Source organism: Hungatella effluvii, from assembly GCF_003201875.1.
Lineage (GTDB): Bacteria > Bacillota > Clostridia > Lachnospirales > Lachnospiraceae > Hungatella > Hungatella effluvii.
Map to the genome: position 1 here is coordinate 267,271 of NZ_QJKD01000002.1, position 26,176 is coordinate 293,446.

Here is a 26,176-nt window from a genome sequence, read left to right on the forward strand (position 1 = left end):
TTGGGAAGTAACACAATATAAAAGTAAAAAAATCAAAAATATTAGGAAAGTTCCATAACATACAGCAAATAAATACGGCATATTGACTATATTGACAGAAACGTAAGAAACGTGTACGATTAAGAAAAATATTAAAAAAAGTATGAAAAAGGAGATGCAATATGTCAAAGATTGTATTTATTCCTCTGGATGAGCGGCCCTGTAATTACGTGTATCCTGACTACATCGGAAGGCTGAGCGGGCTGTATTTAAGTATGCCCCCAAAGGAAATACTGGGAGACTTTAAGAGAGAAGCCGATGTGGAGGCTGTCTGGGAATGGACGAAGGAGCAGGTGAAAGGAGCCTCCCATCTGGTGGTGTCCATGGATATGCTGCTGTACGGCGGGATCGTGCCGTCGAGGCTCCATCACCTGCCGGAGGAGGTCTGTGCAAAACGGCTGGAGCGCTTAAAAGAGATTAAAAGGCTGGAGCCGGGGATTCAGATCTATGGTTTTCAGTTGATTACCAGGGCGCCGGCCAGGGATGGAAGCGGGGAAGAGCCGGATTACTATGAGGATTACGGATATCGTATTTTCCGCTATGGCGTGATTCGGGACAAGGAGTCGGTGAAGGCGGCCACACCGGAGGAGCTGGAGGAACTGGAGACTATCTGCCGGGAAGTGCCGGAGGAGTATTTAAGCGACTTTTTAGAACGGCGCAGAATTAACTATGGCAACCATATCCGATCCATCGAGCTGGTGGAGGAGGGCGTGATTGACTACATGATTATTCCCCTGGATGACTGCCGGGAGTATGGGTATGCTCCATCTGAACGAAAAAAACTCAGTTCCGTTATGGCAAAGAAAAATCTGCTTTCCCGTATTGCCATGTATCCGGGAGCGGACGAGATCGGCTGTACACTGCTTGCCAGGGCGGTTAATGGGCAGAGCGGCCTGATTCCAGCCGTCTATGTCGATTACTCCTCTCTGCGGGGAAAGACACAGATTCCATCCTATGAGGACCGCAGCATCGGTGAGACGGTTCTGTCTCATTTGCTGGCGGCCGGCTGCAGCGAGGCGGAGACCTCTGCGGAGGCGGACTTTGTGCTGGCGGTCAACCCGCCGACACCGTTCAGCTTAAAGCTGGAAAAAGAGATTCTTACCGACGATATTATTCTGGAAAGTGAGCGGAATCTGCCAGCATTTCTGGCGAGAATCAGAAAATACAGGGCAAGAGGTCTGGCGGTGGGAATTGCCGACTGCGCGATTCCTAATGGGGCCGACCGGGCGCTGATGCAGTTTTTATACGAGCAGGGCATGCTTGAAGAACTGGCCGCTTACGGGGGGTGGAATACCTCCTCCAACACCCTTGGAACGGTACTGTCTCATTTATGTGCGTGGAACGCGGCAGAGAGGCTGGGCCGTCTGTCCCGGGAGGTGCGGGAGATATCGGAAGAATTCCTGTTTTTCCGGTACCTGGAGGACTGGGGATATATGGCGGAGGTGCGCAGAGACGTTACCGACCATCTGACGGATATCGATCCGGCTTTGAACCGTCTCGATTTAAAGGATAAGGAACCGGTGGTTCGGGAGATTGTCAAGAAGAGGCTGGAAGAGTTCCAGGCAAAGTACTTTCCGAAGGAGCCGTACCGCTTTGACCTATGGATGCCATGGAACCGTATGTTTGAGGTGGAGATCCGGCTGACCAGATTGTAGTCCAAAGGAAATAAGCTGTGCCGGAAAGTTGGAGAGCAGCTGAAAATCAAACCGCGTTTTGTGGAGCCTGTAGAGCAGGTTAAAACACGCTCTGGGACAGCCCGAGGCGCGGTTTGATCTTTTTGCGGTAGTAGATTCCCATACAGACCGCGGCGGTTCCCCAGGTGACGGGATAGCCGAGATACAGTGTGTAGATGGATGGGAAGAGGGGGATCATGATGGTCAGCCATAGGATTCTGAGTCCGCATAAGTTCAGGATAGACAGAAGCATGGTGCTGAACGTATCCCCTGCGCCCCTGGCGGTTCCGATCAGGATCTGACACGTAATCAGCAGAATATAACCCGGTCCGAGAACCTGCCCCATCATGGCTCCAAAATGGACGACCTCCGGGTCGGAGGTGAAGAGCCGTAGCGGGCCCGCGCTGAAGAAGCAGAGCAGGATTCCCATGACGACGGCGTAGAGGTTGCCGAGCCACAGAAAGCTTTTAAAGCCCTTCTTCACACGGTCAAACTTCCTGGCCCCCATGTTCTGAGCGATGTAGGTGGTCGTGGTTAGGGACAGGCAGTTGGCCGGGAGCAGAGCAAAGCTGTCTACCTTCCCGTAAATGTTGCTGCCAGCCATGGCCAGGGAACCGAAGCCGTTCAAATAGCTCTGTACAATGACATTGGACAGGGAGGTGATGGCGGTCTGAAGCCCGGTGGGAATGCCGAATTTTAATATCTTTACCAGCATGGCCTGGTCGGAACGTATCTGTGAGGGAACCAGACGGTAAATGTCATCGGTATGAGTCAGCTTCCATAACACACAGACAGCCGAGACCAGCTGGGCGATTAAAGTGGCCAGCGCAACCCCCGGCACGGCCATGTGGAAGACGGTGACGAAGAGTATGTCCAGCACTACGTTGACCACAGAGGAGAGGCAGAGATAGTAGAGCGGGTGCTTCGTATCTCCTGTCGCCTGCAGCGTACCGGCTCCCATATTGTAAAGGATATTGAAGAGTGCCCCGAGGAAATAGACGCGCAGATAGAGCGCTGCGTCGGGAATGACCTCGGCTGGGGTGTTCATGGCGGTTAAAATAAGAGGGGAGAGAAGACAGCCTGCGATAGAAACCAGAATTCCTCCCAGGATACAGAACCAGAAGGACGTATGGACGGCTGAGTGAAGACGGGTGCCATCCCCTGCGCCGTAATACTGCGCGATGATGATTCCCGCACCGGTGGTCAGGCCGATGATGAAACCGATGAACAGATTGATAATCTGGGCGCTGGCGCCGATGGCGGCCAGCGCACCGCTGCCTACGAAATTGCCTACGATAAAGGAATCCGTGGTGTTGTAAAGCTGCTGAAACAGGTTCCCGATGATGAGGGGGCCTGTAAACAGCAGAATCGACCGGGTGATGGGCCCTTCAGTCAGTGAAGTTGATGAGCGCTCCTTCATAATACTGTCTCCCGCGTGTCCTGTCAGGTCTGGTCGCTGTCAGAAGAATCGGACTGGCTGCGGCTGATTTCGAGGTAATTATAAAAGGTGAATTTGCTGATTCCCAAAAGTTCGCAGATCTGTTCCCCGGATTTTGTGATGAGGAACGCGCCCTTCTGGTCGAGAAAACGGATAAATTCGATCTTCTCGTTTTTGTTCATCTCCAGGGCAGGCTTTCCGATCTGTTCCTGTCCCATCTGAATCAGATGGCTGAGAAGATTATTTACGTCGGGAGCGAAAATCTCCTCGTCGTTGGATGTAAAGTTATCAAATTGGTTGAACTGGCGTAAATAGCCTTCAAACTGAAGCGTCTCCGTGATATCCAGATTCACACAGATCGATCCGATGACGTCTCCCTGATCATTTTTAAGATAAATGGATGAGGAGCGCAGGATCTTTCCATCCTGTGTAGTGGTAACGTAGTTAAAACGGTCCCCATCCAGCACGGTGCCACGAAGGACCTCCAGTCCTAAGTTGCTTCCGCAGCCGCCTATGGAACGGTGCGTAATGTCTCCGTTGCGGATATCGACAATGGTATGGTTGTAATCCTTCGTGAGATCGTGGAGCACGACTTCACATTTGTTTCCAAAGTGCTGTTCCACTAATGTGAGGAGCTGCTGAAGTACGGGCATAATTTCATCAAGGGTTTTCATCGTATCACCTCTCAAATATGAAAAAAAATAAGAATATAGTTCCAAATACTGTTTGTAAATTCAGTATATCATATTAAAAGTTTTTAAACAATAGAAAAACCAGAAAAAAAGTATGAAGGTTACGCCGAAATCCCGGAGGGAGACGGCACCGCACCGCCATGTATATTCCGTGTCCGTCTTGCTTCCTACTCGCCATAAGAAAGTCCGAGACTGGCGTACACGCTAACGACGGGCGCGTTCGCCAGTCTCGGACTTTCTTATAACTCGTAACATTCCGCCGAACGTAGGTGAGGGGGACTTTCCGCTTCAGATGCCGGCACACTGGAATATACATGGCGGTGCGGTGCCGTCTCCCTCCGGGATTTCGGCTGTGTACTGGCTTCACTGGGAAAATGCCGAAATCTAATGCTGCAAATGTGTCCCGCAGCTTTCTCCGATAATCAGTTCCGGGGGGAAGGTGATGCGGGCGTTTTCGGTGGAGCCCTGGACGGCCTGGATCAGGGTGCGGACGACCATCTGTCCCCAGCGGCGGCTGTGGTGATGGATGCTGGTGAGGCGGGGGATCGTATAGTCGGCGAAGTAGAAACGGTCGCAGCTGATGAGAGCCACGTCGCGCGGGACTGAGAGGCCGTGGTCGGCGAATGCGCGGATGGCGCCGAGGGCCACATTGTCGTTCATGGTGATCACGGCGGTAAATGGCGCATTTCTGGATATAAGGGCTTCGGCGGCCTGGTATCCATCCGGGAGATAGTAGTCGGAGAGGGATATCAAATCCTTACGTACCTCGCGGCCTGATGCGGCGGCGGCTTTTTTGTATGATTCCAGGCGGGTCTCTGTAATGGTGACGCCGGGCTGGCCTCCGACGAAGGCGATATCTTTATGTCCCAGCGAAGAGAGATAGTTGTAGGCAGTCGTGACGCCGCTTCCGTTCTCTGAGTCAATAAAGATGCAGCCGGCGCCTGGAATCTCGCGGCCTGCCGCCACGACGGGAAGCGAGGCCGAAAGCTTGTTCAGCGCCTCTTTATAGGCGGGAGTGATTTCGACCATGTCCAGCTGTCCGCCGATGATCAGAATTCCATCCACCTTTTTATCCATCATCATACGGAAATATCCGGTCTCATCGATCGGGGCATCTCCGTGGTGAAAACGGGTGTTGCACAGATAGACGGAGTATCCCTCCTCAGCGGCGCATCTCTGGACTTCCTGAAAAATGGTCGCAAAATAAGGATTGGTGATATCCGGCAAAATGACACCCAGCGTCATGGTTCTCTTCGATATTAACCCGCGTGCAAGCGCATTGGGCGTAAAATCATATTTCCTGACGACTGCTTCAATCCGGGCTTTTTTGTCAGCAGATACCGGCACTTTGCCATTTAAAAAACGGGAGACGGTGGCGACCGAAACGCCGCTTTCCTGGGCGATCTGGGTAATTGTAATCGTTGATTTCATATTCTGCCCCTCCTAAAGATCTGATGAGCACTCCTGATTGAGTACTCCTGATTGATTTCCACGAATAAAGAATCGGGGGTCCTCCCAGTATATCACGAACGAAATAAAATTGCAATGAAACCCTTTTCACAAAAATACGAGGTTAAATTTATGGAATATCACGAATTGACAAGCGGATAATCGGATGGTATTGTAAAAATATGAAAACCTTTTCATAAATTTCAAGTGAAGAAAGGGAGTAAAGGGAATGAATACATATCTGGGAATTGATTATGGGGGAACGAAACTCATCATCGGAGAAGTCCGGGAGGATGGCGAGCTTCTGCGTTACAGGAGATACCCGACCGGGCTGACCGGGCAGGCGGAAATAGCGGCTCATCTGCTTCAGTGCCTCGATAACTATGTGGCGGAGGAAGCCCCGGGGGACAGAGTCCGGGGAGCGGGTATCGGCATTGTAGGGATCAGCGATTACAGAAATGGAATCTGGCATTCCGTGAATCATGAAGAAGGAATTCCAATTCCTTTGGCGCAAATGGTTGCCGATCGGCTGGGAGTGCCTGCGGGAATCGATAACGATGTCAGAAGCGCGGCGACGGCGGAGCTTCTGTGGGGCGAAGGAAAGAATTGTTCCGATTTTATCTATGTGAATGCGGGAACGGGTCTGGCTGCCGGATTTGTGATTGATGGAAAGGTGCTGCATGGGGCCCACTGTGATGCCGGGGAAATCGGCCACATGGTTGTGGATTACAAGAGCCGCAGGGAGTGTGTCTGTGGACGAAGGGGATGCTGTGAACTCACGGCTTCCGGAATAGGAATTCACAAGATGGTCGAAGAGAGGCAGGCGGAGGCTCCGGCGGAACTCCTGGAGCTGGGACTGAATGGGAGATATCCGGCGGCGGCCGTATTCCGGCTGGCCCGGGAGGGCAGTGATTTCTGCCTTTCCATTGCGGAGGAAGCCGCTGAGGTGCTCAGCTGTACCATTATGAATCTGGTGCGCATGTCAGATCCCGATATGGTGGTGGCAGGAGGCGGCCTGATGTCAGATCCGTGGTTTTTCCAGCGAGTGGAAAATCTCCTGGAGAAAGTGACCATGCGCCACGTATCAAAAGGATTCCGGGTATCCGGCTTCGATGCAGCATTTTCCGGTGTAATCGGCGCGGCGGCTGTAGGGTGCCTGAAGGCGGAAGCATTGGAGTCAAAAACAAACAATATCTAATAACAGGAGAATAAATCATGAAGATAACCATTGCAGAAAATGAAAAACAATTTGACGAAATAGCTGCCTGGAGAATCATCGGGCAGATTCTGGAGAAGAAGAATTCCGTAATCGGCCTTTCCACAGGGCAGACGACTACAAATATGCACAGAATTGTCAGCGAGCTGTATGGGCTCCATCCCTTTGACGTATCGGAAGCCGTGTTCTTTAACGTAGATGAACTGACGAATCTCCCTCGGAGCTATGCGGGTAGCTGCTATGCCATGATACGCAGCCAGCTGCTGGACCATTTAGGCGTGCCGGATGAGCGCTTTTTGATGCCTCTCACAGAGAGCGATGATTTTGAACTGGAGAGCAGAAAGTTCGAGGACAGTATCAGACAACACGGCGGTGCGGATCTGCAGATTCTGGGAATCGGCTGGAATGGTCATATCGGGATCAATCAGCCGGGAACACCGTTTGGCAGCAATACCTGGGTGTCTCCTATGGACGAGATATTCGAGGCAAGGGTGAGAAGAGAGACGGGAGTGCCCGACGGGCACGAACTGGGCGGTCTTACACTGGGGATTAAGACGATCATGCAAAGCAGGCGGATTATTCTGGCGGCAAAAGGAGTGCATAAGGCGGAGATTATAAGACAGGCCCTGCAGGGTCCTGTGACTGAAGCGGTACCGGCCTCCGTTCTTCAGCTGCATCCGAACTGCGAGGTGCTTCTGGATCGTGAGGCAGCGGATGCTGTATTAGCTTAATAAACTTTACCGGTTTTTTAAACTTTGCAGGAATATAAATCCCGGACTCCCGGCGGAATGCGGAGTGATGACAGAAAGGACGGAATATGCGGATGAATACAGAGTTTCAGCAGGAACTGATGGAGAGCGGCTACATTCACAGACCGCTGCCTCTCCACGAGGAGGCATCTCTGGAACAGGCGGAGAGAGAGAAGAAGGTGACGGCGAGGCGAACCGTGTGGAGCGGAAACGGGGAGGGCTGCTGCGGCAATCCTGTGTCCATGGAGCGCGGAACGGTGGAAACTGTCCGTATAGAAGAGGAAAATGTGCTGGCTATGGAGGCCTCTCTCCTGTGCCAGTGCTGGCCTGAAGGGATGCCGCAGGATGGGGACTGCGCATATTACGGCCATATTCATGCTGCATTTCCGGTGAAGGAGGCGGACTGGACGTCGTTTTACCGCGTACGCGCCCTGATCAGGCCGGAGTGCGACGGATCGAGAACGGTCAGCCTCTCCATGTATCTGGAAAATGACGGAGAGCGCAAAGTGCCGGACCGGTACCGTCGACAGGGTTTTCATATGATGAACTTAAATAACCACCAGTGGAACGACTGTATATGGGAGTTCCCGTCTCTGCCGCGGGACTGCGTGAGCGGATTTGGATTTCGCTACCGGATCAATGGCCGGGATACCGCCAGCGGCGAGAACGCTGTCTTCTATGTAAAGGAAATCTGGCTGGAGACCGTGGAAAATCCGGGAAAGGAGAGCGGATGGCTCCCGGAGTCAAATCGATTCTGCTATTCCACCTGCGGCTATGAGCCTGGTGCGTCTAAAAAGGCGGTGCTGGCTGCGGGGGCGGATACGGATACATTTACAATTGAGGACCGAAAGGGAGAAGTTTGCCTGGAGAAACGTCTGGAAAATGTGGCCTGGAAGGGAGAAAACTTCCAAATCGCGGATTTCTCAGAGCTGACTCAGGAGGGAGAATACCGAATCTGTGCAGGCACCATGGCCGGAGACTGGTTTCCGATAAGGGACGGTGTTCTGGAGGACGTAACGTGGAAAGGAATCAACTTCCTGTTCTGCGAGCGGTGCGGTTATCCGGTTCCGGGCAAGCATGGCCTCTGCCATATGGATACATACGCGGAGCATAAAGGCCTGAAGCTTTCCTACTGCGGCGGCTGGCACGACGCGGGCGACATGTCACAGCAGACGGTCCAGACGGCGGAGACTGTCGAGAGTCTTCTGGAGCTTGCCGCAGAGCGAAGAGGGAGTACGCTGCTGTACCAGAGGCTGATGGAAGAGGCCCTGTGGGGACTTGAATTCATCTTCCGGACGAGATTCGGAGACGGTTACCGGGCCACCAGCCTCGGCCTGATCCGGTGGACCGATGGAAAGACAGGCAATGACGATGACGCTTCCAATGTGCGGGTCCATAACCACGCCCTCGAGAACTTTATCTGCGCCGGAGTCTTTGCACTGGCTGCCGAGTGTCTGGGCGATTACGACAGGGAGCTGGCCTGGCGGTGTGCGGGGGCGGCAGAGGAGGACTTCGGATTTGCGCAGGAACGCTACCGGACCCATGGCATGGAACTGCCGCTTCCGTGGGAGCACACATACTCTTCCTCTGCGGCGCTTTATTACGGAGAGATTGTGACTGCTGCCGCCAGAATCTGGAAAGTGACGAAGAAGGAGGAATACGCGGAGGCGGCGGCAGAGTATGGAAGGAAACTTCTGGACTGTCAGGAAAAGGATTCCTCGAAGACGGGAATGCGCGGCTTCTTCTACAGGGACGAGACCCATCAGGATATTATCCACTATAATCACCAGGCCAGGGAACACGTTCCGGCCACGGCCCTTGTACTGCTGTGCCGTGTGCTGGAACACCATCCCGACAAGATCCTGTGGGAAGAGGGAATCCGCCTGTACGGAGAATATGTAAAGAATCTGTTGGGGTATGCCTCCCCCTATGAAATGCTTCCGGCCGGACTCTATTCGGAGACGGCGGAGGATCCGGATATTTTCCGCCTGCTTCATTTGCAGGCGGATTATGAGACGGAGAAAGATAATCATACGCTTCAGGTAAAAGCGGGAACCCGAGTAAAGCCGGGCTATGGAGTGCGCCAGTTCCCGGTATGGTTTTCCTTTCGGGGAAATACGGCGGTGATGCTGTCCGCGGCCAAAGGCGCAGCTGCTGTGGGCGGATATCTAAAGGATACGTTTCTGATGAAGGCCGCGGCCTCCCAGACGGACTGGCTGTTCGGCAAGAATCCGTTCGGACGCTCTCTTATGTACGGTGCAGGCAGAGGATATCAGCAGCTTTTCTCCACTTTTCCGGGTACCTGTGTAGGACAGCTGCCCGTGGGAATCGAGACGGACGGCAATTCCGATGTCCCTTACTGGCCCGGCGGCAATCAGTCTACCTACAAAGAAGTCTGGGTCACATCAGTTGCCAAATTGTTTGGAATAATTGCGGAAATATACAAAAATCAGACATAAAGTATGAAAAAGCAAACTAAAAAACATATAAAAAAAGAGGAGAAATTAAAAAAAGTAAGCGGTTAATTAAAAAAAGTGATAAAAAAGCCGAAAAAAAAGAAAAAAAATACTTGAAAACTAACAAAAAGTATGATATTCTAAAACTACCAAAAGAAAAAAAGATTTTAAAAAGCATAAAAAAAGTTTGAAAAATATGACGAATATTAATAACTGCTTTTATGCAAAGAAAAGGAGGAGAATTATATGAAGAAGAGATTTATGTCCTGCCTGCTGGCGACTGCTATGGTGATTACCTCACTGACAGCGTGCGGAGGCGGAAAGAGCACCACAACTGACACCACTGCGGCTGCAGGCGGAGACGCAAAAGAGACAACAGCCGGAGAGGCAGTGGGGGATACAAAGGTAGAGAGTGGTGACAGAAAGAAGGTTGTTTTCTGGTATTCCCATACAGGTGATGAGGCAACCTGTTTTGAGAATGCGATTAAGGCTTATAACGAGAGCCAGGATAAGTACTTTGTAGAGGGTCTAAGCGTATCCGATAAGCAGAAGATCATCGTTTCCATTTCCGGCAACGAGGCGCCTGACGTTATCGAGGTATCCAACCAGGATGTTCTTTCCTACGCCACCAACGGTCTGGTAGAGTCCATCTCCGATCTGGCAGCGGCTGATAATTACGATCTGCCGGGTGTATTTTCAAACCAATCCCTGGAAGCCAACACACTTGACGGCACCGTATACGGCGCTCCGCTGGCATCCATGATTATTCAGATGTTCTATAATAAGGACATTCTTGAGGAGATCGGTTATACAGAGCCTCCGAAGACCATGGAAGAGCTGTATGAGATGGCGATAAAGGCCACTGAGGTTGACGATAAGGGAACCATTACAAGACTCGGCTATCCGTTATTCCCGCTGGCAAGTGCAAGACAGGAACTGATCTATGCATTTGGCGGAAAGTGGTGGTCAGATGACGGATTAACCTTAACACCGGATGATCCGGCGATCCTCGACAGCCTTAAGATGAACATCGACTTCAGAAGCCAGTACGGAATTGAGAAGGTTCAGGAATTCGTAGCAACCGCCAACACCAACCGTTATACAGAGAACGACATGTTCTTCGCCGGAAAGCAGTTATTCCGTTTTGACGGAACCTGGATGGCAGCCATGATGAAGAATTTCAACTCCGACGTAAACTACGGCGTGGCCCTGATCCCTGGAACCGAAGCGCATCCGGAGATCGCAGGTACCAGCCGTTATGAGACCAACTCCTTAAGCATTCCGGTTGTAGCGAATGAAAAAGAGGGAGCATGGGATTTCGTTAAGTACTTCACAAACTCTGAGGCGACAAAAGAACTGTTAATCGGTATGGCAAACCTGCCGACACAGCTTGCGTTATATGATGATCCGGATATTCTGGCACAGCCGAACTTCGATATGTTTATTGAAGCGCTTAAGACAGAAAACGGCATCCAGTATGCTAAGATTGAAGATCTTGCAAAATATACTTCCTTAATTGAAGAGTATCTTGACTATGCTTACAACGGTATGCAAACACCGGAGGAGGCCATGAAGGGCCTTGCCGACCAGGCAAAGATGCTTCAGTAACCCATAGCTCAGCGGGTCACCGTGACAATCAGAATATCACATATGATGCCGCAGCACATATGTGATATTCGTATTTATTCAGCTATACGGCTGAATGGATACTGATATCCGGATCGTTTTCGCGATCGCACACATCAGAAAGGAGTAGTCCAATGTCAAAACCGACTGCCAAGAAAATGAGCAAATCAGAACGGCGGGACAATATCAATGGATTTCTGTTCGCACTTCCATGGATTATTGGATTCGTATGTTTCAGCCTGATACCGCTGCTCACCTCGTTTTACTACAGCTTCACGTCCTTTAACCCGGTGAAGCCGCCGGAATGGATCGGCCTTGAGAACTTCAAGTATATTTTCCAGGACCCGCTGGTTTTCAAGAGCCTGAGAAATACTCTGTTCATGGCCTTTGTATCCACTCCCATCAACTTATTCATTGCAATGCTCCTTGCTTCCTTATTAAATAGTAAGTTTAAGGGCAGAGGTGTGGCGAGAACCGTTTTCTTCATGCCTTCTATTATCCCGATGGTTGCGGCTACCATGGTATGGATCTGGATGTTCGACCCTACATACGGCTATATCAACCGTGTCCTGGAGATGGTCGGCATCAACGGACCGTCCTGGCTGGTTAATCCGGCCTACACGAAGTGGGCGCTGGTATTAATGGGTACCTGGTGTACCGGTACGACCATGCTGATCTGCCTTGCGGCGCTTCAGGATGTGCCGAACAGCTATTATGAAGCTGCCGAGATCGACGGAGCCAATGCCTTTGATAAGTTTTTCCGGATTACGATGCCGTGTGTGGCGCCGGTTCTGGTTTATCAGGGAATATTGAATATCATCAACTCATTCCAGTATTTTACACAGGTATATGTTATTATTAATGCAAGCTCCGGCGGCGGCGCCAGTAATGCCAGCGGCGGACCGGCCAACTCGATCTTAATGTATCCTCTGTATCTGTTTAATACGGCTTTCTCCTATATGAAGATGGGGCGGGCTTCTGCGATGGCATGGCTGCTGTTTGTCATTGTATTTGTACTGACACTGGTGATGACCAGGATCACGAAGAAGGTATCCGAGAATGGCGTAGGGGGTGAATAAGTATGAAAAACAATAGCGCGTATTATAAAAAACGTTTAAAACCGATTCCGAAGTATGTACTTGTTATTGTGCTGAGTCTCGTCTTCTTTTCACCGTTTTTAATCATGGTGACGACGGCCCTTAAGACAAACGCGGACGCCTTTCAGCTGCCGGTCAGACTGTTCCCGAGAGAGATCATCTGGAACAATTTCCCGGAGGCCATGGCGAAGATTCCTTATGTCAGATATATGATGAACACTATCTTCATCACGCTGCTTTCCGTAGTGGGACAGATGGTAGCTACCCCGCTGGTAGCCTACTCTCTTGCCAAGATCAAATGGAAAGGCGCCCCCATCATATCCGCTCTGATTATGGGAACGATGATGATCCCCTATACGGTAACCATGATCCCGTTATATAAGATCTGGTCCAGACTGGGCTTCACCAATACATATGTACCGCTGATTCTGCCGACATTCTTTGGCAGCCCGTTCTACATCATTATTATGAGACAGTTTTTTGCGGGTCTCCCCAACTCCTTAATGGAGGCGGCGAAGATTGACGGCGCAGGTGAATTCAAACGCTACATCGCCATTGCGCTTCCGCTTTCAAGACCTGCGCTGACAACCGTCGGTATCTATGCGTTTATCAATGCATGGTCAGATTACCTGGCACCGCTCATTTATATCAACAAGACAGAAAAACTGACGCTGTCCTTAGGCCTTCAGGGTTTCCTGAACCAGTACTCGGTTGACTGGACGCACCTTATGGCGGCGGCAACTATTTTCGTAATTCCGGTCGTGATCTTCTTCCTGTTCTTCCAGAGGAACTTCGTAGAAGGTATTGCAACGTCCGGTATCAAAGGCTAGCAGGAGCAGATTATGGAACATCGAATTACACTGAATGGCACCTGGAACTGGTGCAATATGGAATCGAAGGAATGGCATAAGGGGTCTGTACCGGGAACTGTTTTGACCGATATGATGGATAGTGGTCTCATCGAAGATCCCTATTGGCGGACGAATGAGTATGAGACACGGGAGCTTTCCCGCAGCGATTACCGATATGAAAGAGAGTTTGAAGTGCCGGAAAGCTTTTTCCGGGAAGATGAACAGTGCCTTGTGTTCGAGGGGCTTGATACGATCGCAGACATTTATTTGAACGATGAACTGCTCCTCGCGGTAAATGATATGCACCGCACTTGGAGAATTGATGTAAAAGGAAAGTTAAAGGCTGTAAACCGGCTGGCTGTTGCGTTCCATTCCCCCACCGCCTTTATCGAAAAGGCGGACCGGGAGGGAGATATCTTTTATGCTTCTACTGGCTGCATGAAAGGAAACGGAGCGCTCAGAAAGGCCCATTATATGTTTGGATGGGATTGGGGGCCTCAGCTTCCCGATGCCGGAATCTTCAGAAATGTCTATCTGTCCGACTTTTCCACCGCCCGTCTCGATGATGTGAGAATCCGCCAGGAACACGGAGCCGGCGGGGTGAAGCTGTCGGTTGAAAGCAGTGTAAGGAAGCTCAGCGAAAGTGACACGGCTGGAAGTGGTACGCTTGCATGTAAAATCACAGCACCGGACGGAACCGTGATATCCGTGGAAAAAGAGTTATGCATAAATGATACCATCGAAGCCCTGATCGAAGCCCCGCAGCTGTGGTGGCCGAACGGATACGGCGCGCAGCCGCTGTACACGGTCCGTGTGGAGTTAAGGATGTCGAATTCTGTTCTCGATGTGTGGGAGAGAACGATTGGTTTAAGGACCGTTACGGTCTGCACCGATGCAGATGAGTGGGGGAACCAGTTTGCCTTTGTGGTCAATGGTCAGAAGATATTTGCCATGGGTGCCAACTACATACCGGAAGACAATCTCCTTGGCCATTTGAGCGAGGAACGCAGTGAACGGCTGATCCGTGACTGCGCCAGGGCCAATTTTAACTGCATCCGGATCTGGGGAGGCGGTTACTATCCGGAGGATTACGTATATGACGCCTGTGACCGGTACGGAATTCTGGTCTGGCAGGACTTAATGTTCGCCTGTAATGTCTATGATTTAAACGATGAATTTGAAGCTAATATTCTGGCTGAGACGGCCGATAATGTGAAACGAATCCGCCACCATGCATGCCTCGGCTTATGGTGCGGCAACAACGAGATGGAATGGGGCTGGCGCGACTGGGGCCGTCTGGAGGGACACAGACCGAAATACAAGGCGGATTACACGAAGATTTTCGAGATGCTTCTGCCCCGTCTGGTAAAACAGGTGGATGACCAGACGTATTACTGGCTGTCTTCTCCATCGTCAGGCGGTTCATTCGACGATCCCAATGACTTTAACCGGGGCGACAACCATTACTGGGAAGTATGGCATTCAAACAAACCGTTTACGGAGTACCGGGATTTTTATTTCCGGTTCTGCTCGGAGTTTGGCTTCCAGTCATTCCCCGGTAAGAAGACGCTGGATAGTTTCAGCCTTCCGGAGGACCAGAACATCTTCAGCGAGGTCATGGAATCTCATCAGAAGAACGGCCTTGCAAATACCAAGATATTCTCCTATATTTCCGGCTACTATAAGTATCCGAAGGATATGGAGAGCATCGCTTATATTTCCCAGATTCTCCAGCTGAAGGCGATTCAGTACGGCGTGGAGCACTGGAGAAGGAATTGGGGCCGGTGCATGGGTTCCATCTACTGGCAGCTTAATGACTGCTGGCCGGTGGCTTCCTGGGCCAGCATCGATTACTATGGCCGCTGGAAAGCGCTGCATTACGGAGCGAAACGGTTCTATGCCCGTTTCATGGCTACTGCCTGTGAGAAGGAAGAGCTGAGTACAGAGATTGACTATTACATTCATAATGAATCCTTTGAGGAGAGGAAGGCCGTATTAAGGGTCCGCCTCATCGACCGGGATTTCCATACACTGTACGAGACGGAAACGGAAATTACGGCGGCGGCCTTCGAAGTGAAAAACGTGCTTCCCATGGACTTCGCCCCCTTCCTGGCAGAAGCCGGGATGAAAAAGAGAGCGGTGGCGGAATACAGCCTGATTGAGGGCGGCTGTGTGGTAAGCCGCGGAACCACGCTGTTTGTGAAGCCGAAATACTTTGACTTCAAGACTCCGGAGTACCGGATTTCTGTGACAGAGAAGGAAGATGTATTCTGTATTCACGCAGATGCCGATACGTATGTGAGTTATGCGGAACTGAGCCTGGATGGGTATGATGTCGTATTGGAAGAGAATTTCTTTGATATAACATCGGAAGAAGGCGTGGATATAACTGTGGATAAAAAAGAATTCCCGAACCAGGTAACGGCGGAGGAAGTGGCGGCTGCGCTCCACATCAGGAGTGTGGCAGACAGTTTTTAAGTGGAGGTAGAACGTATGCAGAAAGAATTACTGGATCAGTTGGAGACACCCTGCATTGTCATCAATATGGCCAGGACGGAGGAGAATGTGATCCGGATGCAGGCGGAAGCGGATGCGGCCGGATGCAGGCTGAGACCGCATATCAAGACACACAAGATGCCGCTTTTTACCAGAATGCAGCTGGCACACGGGGCTGCCGGCATCACCTGTGCCAAGGTCTCCGAGGCGGAGGTTATGGCAGATGGGGGAGCGGAGGACATTTTTATCGCTTACCCCATGGTCGGTGATTTCCGGATAAAAAGAGCCATCGCACTGGCCGGGCGTTTAAAACGCCTGATTCTGGCGGTGGACAGCATGGAATGCGCGGTTCCACTCAATGAGGCGGCAAAGGCCGCCGGCATTACCCTGGAGGTTCGGCTGGAAGTGGACACCGGAGCGAAGAGGACCGGCGTCCAGAGAACAAAGGCCGCCGAGCTGGCGAAGGAAGTCCATCAGCTTTCCAATTTGAATCTGACTGGTATTTATACCTTTAAGAGTCTGGTTTATCACGATGAGCCCACCGAGGATAAGGTCATTGCGGGAGCCGAGGAAGGTGATATGATGGAGGCTATAGCGGAAGAGATCAGGAAGGCCGGCGTTCCCATTGCCGAGATCAGCGCAGGCTCCACACCTACGGGCGTGGAGGTTGCGAAGACGGGAAAGGTGGATGAGATTCGCCCGGGCACCTATATTTTCAAGGATCACATGCTGTGCAAGGAGGGGGCGGCTGAGCCGGAGGACATTGCTGTCCGGATCTACGCCACAGTGGTCAGTACGCCATGCAGGGAGTATGCGGTGATCGATGGCGGCACGAAGACATTTCCCATGGATATTCTTCTCGATACGCCTCCCTACTATTACCCCGGATACGCACTGGTTGCCGGAAATGATGATCTTCAGCTTCGCCGTATGAATGAGGAACACGGAATTATTACCAGCAAAAAGGGAGACACCGGACTGAAGGTCGGCGACAAGGTGGAACTGATTCCGATTCACGTCTGCACCGCCATCAATATGCAGAATAAAGTTTATCTCTATGACGGGGAGACGCTGCGTCAGGAAGTGGTGGCCGCAAGAGGAATGCTGGTATGAGAACACTGATAAAAAATGGACTGGTCTATGATGGAAGCGGCGGTACGCCTTTCCGGAAAGATGTGCTTATAAAGGATGGATTCATTGAGGCGGTGACAGAGAGCGCGGAAGCGGCAGCAGCGGAAGTCATCGACGCGTCGGGGCTTGTCGTGACGCCGGGCTTTATCGATACCCACAGACACTGTGATATCGATGCCCTGTATAATCCTGAATTCGGCAGACTGGAGATGGCTCAGGGCCTTACGACGGTCATTGGAGGAAACTGTGGCCTGGCGCCGATTCCGGCACCGAAACAGTACCGCCGGGATATTTATGATTTTATCGAGCCTTGTCTCGGTATTGCGCCTGAGGAGATGGCCATCGAACGGTTTGGCGATTATCTGGAGGAACTGGGGAAACGGGAGCTTCCGCTTCATGTGGGCAGCTTGCTTGCGACAGGGACGCTTAAGGCAGCGATCAAGGGATATGGGAAAGGTCCGTTTACCAGACAGGAGATGGACCAGGCAAAAGCCTATATCCGTGAAGGGCTTGAGGCTGGGGCCGCGGGCCTTTCCATGGGCATTATGTACCAGCCGGAATGCTATTCCGCCCGGGCTGAGATGCAGGAGCTGATCAGCGCAGCCGCACCGTTTGGACGCCCTTTGTCCTGTCACATTCGAGGTGAGGGGGATAACCTGGTCTCTTCTGTGAAAGAGATTATTGAGGTCACAAAGGAAGCCGGGGTCCCCTTGAATATCAGCCATTTTAAGGCAACCGGAGTGAAAAACTGGGGCAAAGAGATCTATCAGGCGATCGAACTGATTGACGCGGCCAGAGCGGCCGGCCAGGATGTGACTGTGGATTTCTATCCCTACTGCGGCGGTTCCACCACGCTGATCAGCCTTCTGCCTCCTTCCGTGATGGAAGACAGCGTGGAGCTGACCTTAAAAAAGCTTAAGACAGAAAGCGGAAAGGAAGAACTGAGGCGGGAGATCTACCGGGAACATACAGGCTGGGACAATATGGTGACCGCCATAGGCTGGGAGCGTATTCTGCTTAGCTCCGTTACGAAGGAGGCGAACCGCAGGTTCACAGGAAAGAATTTCCGGGAAGCTGCATCCCAGGCCGGATACGAAGAGCCGGCTGATTTCTGCAGCGAACTTCTGGTAGAAGAACAGGGAAAGGTGGGAATCATCGTTCTCTCCATGTCCCAGGAGGATGTGGATACGGTAGCCCGGCTTCCATACTCCATGGTAATCTCAGATTCCCTGTACGGCGTGAGCGACTGTCCGCATCCCAGACTTTACGGTTCCTTCCCGAAGATTATCCGGGAATACGTCAGAGAACGCGGGGTTCTGACAATGGAGGAAGCAGTTAAGAAGATGACGCTTCTGCCTGCAAAGAGGCTTTCCCTTGATGGCCGGGGTATGATAAAAGAAGGTTACCATGCGGATCTTAACGTGTTTGACCCTGCAAAAGTAAGGGATTACGCGGTTTACGAAAATCCAAAACAGCTGTGCAGCGGATTTCAGATGATTATGGTAGATGGAACGGTTGCCGTTTCAAACGACAGGATATTGAAAAGAAACTGCGGCAGTGTTATAAACTTATAGTATAACAGAAAAATCAGAAGAATGAGGGAATGAATCATGAGTGATGTATATGCAAAGTTAAAAGAATTAGGTCTGGAACTGCCGAAGGCGCCTGCAAAAGGAGGCGTTTACTCATCCTCCAGAATGTTTGCAGGCAATCTCGTTTATATCTCCGGCTGCGGCCCGGTAATCGACGGTCAGGTGGCTGGCAAGGTTGGTAAGGAATTTACAAAGGAGGAGGCGTACGTATTCTCCAGGAATTCCATGTTAAATGTTCTGGCTGTTTTACAGGACCGCATCGGCGATTTAAACAAGGTAAAACAGGTTGTGAAGATCCTGGTTTATGTGGCAAGCGATGATGAGTTTTATGAGCAGCCATACGTTGCAAACGGCGGTTCCCAGCTTCTGGTGGATTTATTTGGCGAGGAAGCAGGGGCACCGACCAGATCTGCAGTAGGCATGAACGTGCTGCCGGGTAATATTCCGGTGGAGACAGAGGCTATTTTCGAAATCGAAGAATAGGTCGCAGGAGTACGAGATGGAACCGGTATATTTGGATGAGAGCAGGACAGATGAAGAGAGGGTGCGGGATCTGGTGTCACAGATGACGCTGGAGGAAAAGGTATCGCAGCTTCGTTACGATGCCCCGGCGGTAAAACGTCTGGGGATTCCCAGCTATAACTGGTGGAACGAGGCGCTGCACGGAGTGGCCAGAGCCGGAGCGGCTACGGTATTTCCGCAGGCTATCGGATTGGCGGCAATGTTTGATGAGGCGCTTCTGGAGAAAATTGGCGATGTGACCGCTCTCGAGGGGCGGGCAAAATATAACGAGGCGGTGAAAAACGAGGACAGGGGACTCTATAAGGGAATCACCTTCTGGTCTCCCAATATCAATATTTTCCGTGATCCGAGATGGGGGAGGGGACATGAGACGTACGGGGAGGACCCGTGCCTGACAGGACGCATGGGAACCGCCTACATTAAAGGGCTTCAGGGAAATGGAAAGAGGCTGAAGGCGGCTGCCTGCGTGAAGCATTTTGCCGCCCATTCGGGGCCGGAAAAGGGGCGGCATTCCTTTAATAGCGTGGTGAGTAAAAAGGATCTGACGGAGACGTATTTTCCGGCGTTTGAGCGGTGTGTGAAGGAGGCAGGAGTCGAAGGCGTGATGGGGGGCTACAACCGTTTGAACGGCGAGGCTGCCTGCGGGAGCCATCATCTGATCTCAGAGATTCTGAGGGAAAAATGGGGCTTCGATGGTTATTACGTTTCGGACTGCGGGGCGATCAAAGATTTCCATATGCATCACGGGCTGACAGACACGCCTCAGGAATCGGCGGCTCTGGCGCTTAAGAGCGGCTGTGATTTAAACTGCGGCGCCGTATATCTTCATGTGATGAGTGCCTATAACCAGGGGCTGGTGTCTGAGGACGATATCGACAGAGCAGTCACCCATTTAATGATGACGAGGATGAGGCTGGGAATGTTTGATCACTATACGGAATTCGATGAGATTCCGTATGAGGTCAATGACTGCGCCGAACATCACAGTCTGGCCTTAAAAGCGGCGGAGGAATCCATGGTGCTTTTAAAGAATGACGGAATTCTCCCTCTCGATAAGGCGAAGCTTAAGACTGTGGCAGTAATCGGACCCAACAGCGACAGCGAGGAGATTCTGAAAGGCAATTACAACGGCACAGCAACGGAAAAATACACGCTTCTGGAAGGAATACGGGCCGTACTGGGGAAAGATACCAGAATTTTCTGCTCGCAAGGCGCCCATCTCTACCGCGACAATGTGGAAAACCTCGCCGAGGCGGATGACAGGATCAAAGAGGCTGTTTCCATGGCGGTGCGGAGCGACGTGGTATTCCTATGCCTGGGCTTAAACGGCACACTGGAAGGGGAAGAAGGCGACGCCAACAACAGCTATGCCGGTGCGGACAAGGTAGATTTAAATCTTCCTGAGTCCCAGATGAGACTTTTAAAGGCGGTCTGTGAGACGGGAACCCCGGTAATTCTGCTCCTGTCTACAGGCAGTGCCATGGCGATAAACTATGCTGATGAACACTGCAGTGCGATACTGCATGTATGGTATCCTGGACAGATGGGAGGTCTGGCCGCGGCAAGACTGTTGATGGGAGAAGCAGTGCCTTCGGGCAGACTGCCGGTCACGTTTTACCGGACAACGGAGGAACTTCCGGACTTCACAGACTACAGCATGAAGGGCAGGACATACCGCTACATGGAACATAAGGCACTGTATCCGTTCGGATATGGCTTGAGCTACGGCGATTTTGAATACAGCAATTTGAAGGCGGAGCAGATCGAAACGGGACAGGTCAAGCTCTCTGTGGAAATTACGAACCATTCGATGTTTGAATGCGACGAGGTGGCCGAGGTTTACGTCCGGATTACGGATTCGGAACTGGCGGCGCCTGGGGGATCCCTGGCGGACTTTAAGCGGATTCATTTGAAAGCCGGAGAGTCTGCGGCTGCTGCGTTTATCCTTTCTGCCAAAGCATTTATGGTGGTGAATGAGGAGGGAGAGTTTGTATTTGACGGAAGTGCGGCGGTTGTCACCTGCGGAGGGAGCCAGCCGGACAGCCGCAGCGTCGAACTGACAGGAAAGACTCCTTTAAAACTGGACTTAAAGTTGGAGGACTTAAGATGGTAGAGCAGTACCAGGCCATATTGGCAGCGGAGGCGGCAGAACTGAAAAAACGTCTGCCTGAGGGCAAGCTGGCGGATATGTTTGAACGGTGTTATTTGAATACGATTGATACGACGGTAAAAGAACTGGAAGATGGCAGCCTGTTTGTCATAACCGGCGATATTGAGGCCATGTGGCTGAGAGATTCAGCAGCGCAGGTGCATCACTACTTGCCAGCCGCGGCCCGGCATGAGGAAATCTATGATCTGATCAGGCGGGTCCTTGAAAAACAGGTCTATTATATGAATAAAGATCCTTATGCCAATGCATTTAACGTCACCGCCAACGGACGTCACTATGCGCCGGATCGGTCAGGCCAGACAGACTGGACCTGGGAACGAAAATACGAGGTGGATTCTCTCTGCTTTCCGATTGCACTGGCCTTTGAACTGTGGAAGACAACAGGGCGTACGGACCATCTGGATTATGCTTTGAAAGGCGTCTGTGAGAAGGTCGCAGACCAGTGGGCCGCAGAACAGAACCATGAGGCAGAATCCCATTACCGGTTTGAACGGGATACGGATAAAGAGACAGAGACTTTAAAACGCTCCGGACTGGGAACGCCGGTTGCCTATACAGGCATGACCTGGTCAGGCTTCCGGCCCAGTGATGATGCCTGTACTTATGGATATTTGATTCCATCCAACATGTATGCAGCTGTGGCTCTGGACCAGATGTCTGATATTGCAGAAACGGTATGGCAGGATCATGCGCTGGCCAGCCGGGCAAAGCTTCTTAGCCAGGAGATTCGGGGCGGAATTGAGCGGTACGGAATCGTGGAGCACGGAACATATGGGTGTGTCTACGCTTACGAGGCGGACGGATTGGGAAATACACTTTTAATGGATGACGCAGGAATTCCGGGGCTTTTGTCTATGCCGTATTTTGGATACTGTGACGCATCCGATCCGGTATATCAGAATACCAGGAAACTGGCGCTCAGCAGTGAAAATCCGTACTACTTTGAAGGAACCAGGCTCACCGGAATTGGAAGTCCCCACACGAAACCCGGCCACGTATGGCCGATGGCTCTGATTATTCAGGCTCTTACAACGGATGATAACGCAGAAATTGACCGCTTGATTCATATGCTGGTGGAGAACGATGCGGGCACGGGATATATTCATGAGAGCATTCATAAGGACGATGAGATGATTTATACGAGGCCCTGGTTTGCATGGGTGAATTCGCTGTTCAGTGAGATGCTGATGAAGAAGGTTATGAGATAAAAGAGGAATTGAGACAGGCTTGCCTGTCTGGTTGACTGAAAGAAGTCTTCCAGGCGGGCAAGCCTGTTTTTGTGCCGTTCAATACAATTAGAAGTCATTTCCCTTACTGAATTTCAAACTCCACAGTCACCCGCGCCTCAACGCTTAACTGTCCCGGCTCGACGCTCATGGCTGCCGCGCCTGCGGCCATATCTTCAGTGGCAGCGTTCTTATAGGTGGAGTAACGGGCGATTTGGTTGTCGTTATATTCTTCTACATGGACCACCGGCCCCAGTGTGCAGCCGCCTGCTTCCGCAATGGCTTCAGCCTTGACTTTGGCAGAGGCGATGGCATTCTTAAGCGCCTGCTGGTATGACTCGTCATACTTGCTGGAAAGGTAGGTGATCTGGCTGATGCTGTTAATTCCGGCTTCGACGCTGGAAGATATCAGGGTTCCTGCCTGATCGATCGGAATATCGGACACGGTAATGGTGGTATTCATCTCGTAACCTGTGATCGTTCTTCCTGAATTCCAGTCGTAAATCGGATCAAGCCCATAGTTGGAGGTCTGAATCGAAGTTTCCGCAATGCCGGTACCCTTCAAAAAGCTGATAACATTTTCCAAATCTTTGCTGTTCTGCTCCTGGCATGCCTTCGCGTCTGCCGCCTGAGTGGTCACTGAGAAGACCAGTTCCGCCATGTCGGGGACGACCTTCACCTCCTCCGTACTCTGTACGGTGATTACATTATCTTTTACATTTTCTACTTTAATTGTGTCTGGAATGGGAGCGGAAGTGCTGCCCTGTGTGCAGGCCGTAAGGCCTATGGCCGAAACCGCGGCCAGAATAACTGCTGTCTGTGTAAAATGTTTTCTCATAATAAATCTCCTCCTTATTCTGTCGTACCTTCATTTTACACTAAATTCAAGAGTTTACTATTTCTTTTCTCTTAACATTACAGGTCGAATTCTTGAATTATCTCGTCGGTGTGGCACAGCCGGATGAACTCCCTGGCAGACGGCGTTAAATACTTATGTTTATGGTAAATGATAGAGAATTTACGGGAGAGCGAGATACCTTCCACTCTTTTTTCCAGGATAACACCGTTTCTGATGTCATCGGCGACCAGGAGATAAGGGAGAATGGAGATCCCAAGCCCCTCGGCCACCGCCTTGACAATGGCCTGCGTGCTGACACTCTCCCAGGCAGCATTCAAATGAATCTGAAAGCCGGTTAAGAGACTCTCCAATATCTCGCGTCCTCCGCTTCCCGGTTCTCTTAAGATAAAATTGTGCTGCTCCAGTTCCGTCAATGGAACCGCGTCTCTCGATGCAAGAGGATGAGCTTTGCCGCAGATCAGGCAGAGACGGTCGTTCATAAAGGGGTCCCTCACAATTAGCGGAGATTCCGGAATTCCTTCGATCAGTGCAAAATCGATCCTGTTGTTCAAAATACAGTCTTCAATATAAGAAGAGTTACGAACCGATACATTTACATTCATCTTGGGGTGCGTGGTCGTAAACTTCTTTACGAGGCCTGGGAGAAGGAAGTTGCCAATGGTGATGCTGGAACCGATACGAAGCGTACCCATGTGTTCCCAGTTACGGATTCCCATCTCCATCTCATCGAACAGGGAGACGATGTGGAGCGCGTAATCGTAGAACATCCTTCCCTGTTCTGTGACGTAGAGCCTTCGGGAGATCCGGTCAAACAGGCGGATTCCGTAGTAATCCTCCAGCTCACGGATAGCCAGGCTGACAGACGGCTGGGCCAGGTGGAGTTCTTCGGAAGCCCTGGTAATTCCATTGTTCTGGTAGACTGATACAAAGATTTTCATATGGCGGAGCGTCATAAAAATACCTCCTTGCGATCGGGTAAATTTGCGATACATAAGAAATACGTTATATACTTGATATAATAATACTATTTTACTTATTAATCAAGTGGAAATATACTGTTGGTAAGAGGAGGGAAGCAAAATATGAAACGAGAAAAAGGAATTTTATTGAAGCTGTTTCTATCCATGATATCGCTTGGAACTTTTACATTTGGAGGCGGCTACGTGATCGTGACTCTGATGAAAAAGAAATTTGCCGATGAATATCACTGGATTGACGAAAAGGAAATGCTGGATCTGATTGCCATAGCACAGTCCGCACCCGGAGCCATTGCGGTCAACGGTTCCATCGTAGTCGGCTATAAGCTGGCAGGCATACCGGGGATGCTGGTGTCCATACTGGGAACGATTCTTCCGCCGTTCGTGATCCTGTCCCTGGTCTCGATGTTTTATATCGCATTCCGCGATAACATCTGGGTCCACTCCATGCTGACGGGAATGCAGGCAGGCGTCGCAGCAGTGATAATTGCCGTGGTAATCGAGATGGGACATGGAATTCTGGTGGAAAAAAACAGGGTGTCCGTACTTATTATGGTAGCGGCCTTCATTCTTACATTTTTCCTGAACATCAATGTGGTATATGTGGTAATTGGCTGCATCGTGTTTGGAGCGGTCAGAACCTGGAGAGCGATGAAGAAGGGGGCGGTACAATGAGTTACATTCAGTTGTTTTTAAGCTTTTTGCAGATTGGGGCTTTCAGCTTTGGCGGAGGCTACGCGGCAATGCCGCTGATTCAGAATCAGGTGGTAACGCTTCACCACTGGCTGACAGCGGGGGAATTTAATGATCTGGTTACAATCTCCCAGATGACACCGGGACCGATCGCAGTCAATTCCGCTACCTTTGTGGGGCTGCGTATCGCCGGACTTCCGGGAGCGGTTATAGCAACCGCCGGTTGCATTCTGCCGTCCTGTATTCTGGTGTCGGCTCTGGCATACGTCTATACGAAGTATAAGAAACTCACGATGCTTCAAGGAATTTTGAATACCTTAAGGCCGGCTGTAGTGGCAATGATTGCGACTGCAGGAATGAGCATCATTATCACCTCTTTCTGGGGGGATGCCGGATTTTCACTTCCGGCGGTCATGTCCGGACTGAAGGTGGACGCGGTACTGATCTTTGCGGCGGCACTGTTTGTGCTTCGCCGGTTTGATATCAATCCCATTTATGTCATGGTACTGGCAGGTGTCTGTCAGACCGTTATTACAGCAGCAGGAGGTATGGTAGGATGAAAATCAGGATTAAAGAATGTGTGGGAAATTCCAGAATTTACGGGGAAGATGGAAGCATGGCAGGAACTATAGAGGGATGGCCCAAAAACGGTCCTGCCCGTGAAATATGTGGGACAGACGGTAATGTCCTTTACCGTATGAGAAAGGAAAAGGGCGGCTGTCTCATAGAAAACAGGACAAAGCCGCAGATGAAACAGGAAGTTACAATCTCCTTTCAATATGAGGAGAGCAGAGAATGCGGTAAGGGAGGTGGTAAAGGAGGCAGTAAAGGATATGGAGCGGCGGTCCTGTTTCGTGCGCCTCTGGCCGTGAAGGCGGTGATTCCTCTGACGGCAGGTGATGTGATGGTACGGCAGAACCGGAAACGGGAGATAGTTCTGGAAGATCAGAACGGACAGATCGGGCGCATTACCCGGATCGCCTCTTTGACAGGACATGAAGTGGAATGGGAGAATACACTCGATGTATACGAAGCGGCTGTGGTGTTTGCGGTGGCGGAATATATGTATCATGATGATGATATTGATGTGGTGTAGAATCAGGATTAGTGTTTAGCGCCTCCAAAGAGTCACAACTCTATGGAGGCGCTTTTACTCTCTGTGAAGTCTTAACTTCAAGCTTTTTCTCAATGTCTCTCCAACCATACAATTCGACGCTTTTACCA

At 51.0% G+C, this 26,176-nt stretch carries 21 protein-coding genes; 16 read left to right on the top strand and 5 right to left on the bottom strand.

The features are described from left to right. Positions 1-161 precede the first annotated feature (161 nt). Positions 162-1,694 carry a DUF4127 family protein gene (locus DFR60_RS04375; protein WP_110321819.1) on the top strand — a complete coding sequence of 511 codons (1,533 nt, stop codon included), beginning with the start codon at positions 162-164 and terminating at the stop codon, positions 1,692-1,694. Positions 1,695-1,773: 79 nt separating this feature from the next. Here DFR60_RS04375 and DFR60_RS04380 read toward each other — a convergent pair whose 3' ends face one another. The 3 genes from DFR60_RS04380 to DFR60_RS04390 all read right to left on the bottom strand — a co-directional run bounded on the left by DFR60_RS04380 (position 1,774) and on the right by DFR60_RS04390 (position 5,273). Continuing rightward, positions 1,774-3,132, bottom strand: coding sequence for an MATE family efflux transporter (locus DFR60_RS04380; protein WP_110321820.1), 1,359 nt, complete (start codon positions 3,130-3,132; stop codon positions 1,774-1,776). A gap of 23 nt (positions 3,133-3,155) precedes the next feature. Beyond that, positions 3,156-3,824 (bottom strand): helix-turn-helix transcriptional regulator, encoded by a 669-nt coding sequence (locus DFR60_RS04385; RefSeq protein WP_110321821.1) that lies wholly within the window; start codon positions 3,822-3,824, stop codon positions 3,156-3,158. 402 nt (positions 3,825-4,226) lie between these two features. Next, a complete protein-coding gene (locus tag DFR60_RS04390) occupies positions 4,227-5,273 on the bottom strand; it encodes a LacI family DNA-binding transcriptional regulator (protein WP_110321822.1) in 1,047 nt (348 codons plus the stop codon). A 247-nt stretch (positions 5,274-5,520) separates the two neighbouring features. On the opposite strand from DFR60_RS04390, the gene DFR60_RS04395 reads away from it, so the two are divergent. The 12 genes from DFR60_RS04395 (at position 5,521) to DFR60_RS04450 (ending at position 22,405) form a co-directional block, all read left to right on the top strand. Next, positions 5,521-6,489 (top strand): ROK family protein, encoded by a 969-nt coding sequence (locus DFR60_RS04395; RefSeq protein WP_110321823.1) that lies wholly within the window; start codon positions 5,521-5,523, stop codon positions 6,487-6,489. Positions 6,490-6,506: 17 nt separating this feature from the next. After that, positions 6,507-7,238, top strand: coding sequence for a 6-phosphogluconolactonase (locus DFR60_RS04400; RefSeq protein WP_110321824.1), 732 nt, complete (start codon positions 6,507-6,509; stop codon positions 7,236-7,238). A 92-nt stretch (positions 7,239-7,330) separates the two neighbouring features. After that, a complete protein-coding gene (locus DFR60_RS04405; RefSeq protein ID WP_243004974.1) occupies positions 7,331-9,715 on the top strand; it encodes a glycoside hydrolase family 9 protein in 2,385 nt (794 codons plus the stop codon). Between the two features lie 243 nt (positions 9,716-9,958). Beyond that, the gene (locus tag DFR60_RS04410; RefSeq protein WP_110321826.1) at positions 9,959-11,320 is read left to right on the top strand and encodes an ABC transporter substrate-binding protein; all 1,362 of its coding nucleotides are present in this window, start codon (positions 9,959-9,961) and stop codon (positions 11,318-11,320) included. A gap of 152 nt (positions 11,321-11,472) precedes the next feature. Further along, the gene (locus DFR60_RS04415; RefSeq protein WP_110321827.1) at positions 11,473-12,417 is read left to right on the top strand and encodes a carbohydrate ABC transporter permease; all 945 of its coding nucleotides are present in this window, start codon (positions 11,473-11,475) and stop codon (positions 12,415-12,417) included. 2 nt (positions 12,418-12,419) lie between these two features. Next, positions 12,420-13,265, top strand: coding sequence for a carbohydrate ABC transporter permease (locus DFR60_RS04420; protein WP_002604857.1), 846 nt, complete (start codon positions 12,420-12,422; stop codon positions 13,263-13,265). 12 nt (positions 13,266-13,277) lie between these two features. Then, positions 13,278-15,764 carry a beta-mannosidase gene (locus tag DFR60_RS04425; RefSeq protein WP_110321828.1) on the top strand — a complete coding sequence of 829 codons (2,487 nt, stop codon included), beginning with the start codon at positions 13,278-13,280 and terminating at the stop codon, positions 15,762-15,764. A 15-nt stretch (positions 15,765-15,779) separates the two neighbouring features. Continuing rightward, a complete protein-coding gene (locus DFR60_RS04430; RefSeq protein ID WP_110321829.1) occupies positions 15,780-16,895 on the top strand; it encodes an alanine racemase in 1,116 nt (371 codons plus the stop codon). Further along, positions 16,892-18,487 carry an N-acyl-D-amino-acid deacylase family protein gene (locus tag DFR60_RS04435; RefSeq protein WP_110321830.1) on the top strand — a complete coding sequence of 532 codons (1,596 nt, stop codon included), beginning with the start codon at positions 16,892-16,894 and terminating at the stop codon, positions 18,485-18,487. The genes DFR60_RS04430 and DFR60_RS04435 overlap by 4 nt, the downstream gene beginning before the upstream one ends. A gap of 36 nt (positions 18,488-18,523) precedes the next feature. Beyond that, positions 18,524-18,988 (top strand): RidA family protein, encoded by a 465-nt coding sequence (locus DFR60_RS04440; protein ID WP_110321831.1) that lies wholly within the window; start codon positions 18,524-18,526, stop codon positions 18,986-18,988. A gap of 16 nt (positions 18,989-19,004) precedes the next feature. Beyond that, a complete protein-coding gene (locus DFR60_RS04445) occupies positions 19,005-21,140 on the top strand; it encodes a glycoside hydrolase family 3 C-terminal domain-containing protein (RefSeq protein WP_110321832.1) in 2,136 nt (711 codons plus the stop codon). Next, positions 21,134-22,405: a glycoside hydrolase family 125 protein gene (locus tag DFR60_RS04450; RefSeq protein WP_110321833.1), complete on the top strand. Its 1,272-nt coding sequence runs from the start codon at positions 21,134-21,136 to the stop codon at positions 22,403-22,405. Before DFR60_RS04445 ends, DFR60_RS04450 begins: the two co-directional genes overlap by 7 nt. 103 nt (positions 22,406-22,508) lie before the next feature. On the opposite strand, the gene DFR60_RS04455 is transcribed toward DFR60_RS04450, so the two are convergent. Beyond that, entirely contained in the window at positions 22,509-23,261 is a 753-nt protein-coding gene (locus DFR60_RS04455) for an SIMPL domain-containing protein (RefSeq protein ID WP_110321834.1), read from the bottom strand. 77 nt (positions 23,262-23,338) lie between these two features. Further along, positions 23,339-24,235 carry a LysR family transcriptional regulator gene (locus DFR60_RS04460; protein ID WP_110321835.1) on the bottom strand — a complete coding sequence of 299 codons (897 nt, stop codon included), beginning with the start codon at positions 24,233-24,235 and terminating at the stop codon, positions 23,339-23,341. Between the two features lie 129 nt (positions 24,236-24,364). Between DFR60_RS04460 and DFR60_RS04465 the strand changes: the two genes are divergently transcribed. From DFR60_RS04465 to DFR60_RS04475, 3 genes are read left to right on the top strand one after another with little or no spacing between them, the layout of a single operon-like run. Further along, positions 24,365-24,934, top strand: coding sequence for a chromate transporter (locus tag DFR60_RS04465; protein WP_110321836.1), 570 nt, complete (start codon positions 24,365-24,367; stop codon positions 24,932-24,934). Next, positions 24,931-25,512 carry a chromate transporter gene (locus DFR60_RS04470; protein WP_110321837.1) on the top strand — a complete coding sequence of 194 codons (582 nt, stop codon included), beginning with the start codon at positions 24,931-24,933 and terminating at the stop codon, positions 25,510-25,512. Before DFR60_RS04465 ends, DFR60_RS04470 begins: the two co-directional genes overlap by 4 nt. Continuing rightward, entirely contained in the window at positions 25,509-26,048 is a 540-nt protein-coding gene (locus DFR60_RS04475; RefSeq protein WP_110321838.1) for a hypothetical protein, read from the top strand. The genes DFR60_RS04470 and DFR60_RS04475 overlap by 4 nt, the downstream gene beginning before the upstream one ends. The last annotated feature ends 128 nt before the right edge of the window (positions 26,049-26,176 follow it).

Bases quoted from the DNA above. Each gene is read 5' to 3' on its own strand.
- DFR60_RS04385 (WP_110321821.1), bottom strand. From the start codon at position 3,824: ATGAAAACCCTTGATGAAATTATGCCCGTACTTCAGCAGCTCCTCACA.
- DFR60_RS04440 (WP_110321831.1), top strand. From the start codon at position 18,524: ATGAGTGATGTATATGCAAAGTTAAAAGAATTAGGTCTGGAACTGCCG.
- DFR60_RS04430 (WP_110321829.1), top strand. From the start codon at position 15,780: ATGCAGAAAGAATTACTGGATCAGTTGGAGACACCCTGCATTGTCATC.
- DFR60_RS04410 (WP_110321826.1), top strand. From the start codon at position 9,959: ATGAAGAAGAGATTTATGTCCTGCCTGCTGGCGACTGCTATGGTGATT.
- DFR60_RS04425 (WP_110321828.1), top strand. From the start codon at position 13,278: ATGGAACATCGAATTACACTGAATGGCACCTGGAACTGGTGCAATATG.
- DFR60_RS04435 (WP_110321830.1), top strand. From the start codon at position 16,892: ATGAGAACACTGATAAAAAATGGACTGGTCTATGATGGAAGCGGCGGT.
- DFR60_RS04470 (WP_110321837.1), top strand. From the start codon at position 24,931: ATGAGTTACATTCAGTTGTTTTTAAGCTTTTTGCAGATTGGGGCTTTC.
- DFR60_RS04460 (WP_110321835.1), bottom strand. From the start codon at position 24,235: ATGACGCTCCGCCATATGAAAATCTTTGTATCAGTCTACCAGAACAAT.
- DFR60_RS04455 (WP_110321834.1), bottom strand. From the start codon at position 23,261: ATGAGAAAACATTTTACACAGACAGCAGTTATTCTGGCCGCGGTTTCG.
- DFR60_RS04465 (WP_110321836.1), top strand. From the start codon at position 24,365: ATGAAACGAGAAAAAGGAATTTTATTGAAGCTGTTTCTATCCATGATA.
- DFR60_RS04400 (WP_110321824.1), top strand. From the start codon at position 6,507: ATGAAGATAACCATTGCAGAAAATGAAAAACAATTTGACGAAATAGCT.
- DFR60_RS04445 (WP_110321832.1), top strand. From the start codon at position 19,005: ATGGAACCGGTATATTTGGATGAGAGCAGGACAGATGAAGAGAGGGTG.
- DFR60_RS04395 (WP_110321823.1), top strand. From the start codon at position 5,521: ATGAATACATATCTGGGAATTGATTATGGGGGAACGAAACTCATCATC.
- DFR60_RS04420 (WP_002604857.1), top strand. From the start codon at position 12,420: ATGAAAAACAATAGCGCGTATTATAAAAAACGTTTAAAACCGATTCCG.
- DFR60_RS04380 (WP_110321820.1), bottom strand. From the start codon at position 3,132: ATGAAGGAGCGCTCATCAACTTCACTGACTGAAGGGCCCATCACCCGG.
- DFR60_RS04405 (WP_243004974.1), top strand. From the start codon at position 7,331: ATGAATACAGAGTTTCAGCAGGAACTGATGGAGAGCGGCTACATTCAC.
- DFR60_RS04415 (WP_110321827.1), top strand. From the start codon at position 11,473: ATGTCAAAACCGACTGCCAAGAAAATGAGCAAATCAGAACGGCGGGAC.
- DFR60_RS04390 (WP_110321822.1), bottom strand. From the start codon at position 5,273: ATGAAATCAACGATTACAATTACCCAGATCGCCCAGGAAAGCGGCGTT.
- DFR60_RS04475 (WP_110321838.1), top strand. From the start codon at position 25,509: ATGAAAATCAGGATTAAAGAATGTGTGGGAAATTCCAGAATTTACGGG.
- DFR60_RS04375 (WP_110321819.1), top strand. From the start codon at position 162: ATGTCAAAGATTGTATTTATTCCTCTGGATGAGCGGCCCTGTAATTAC.
- DFR60_RS04450 (WP_110321833.1), top strand. From the start codon at position 21,134: ATGGTAGAGCAGTACCAGGCCATATTGGCAGCGGAGGCGGCAGAACTG.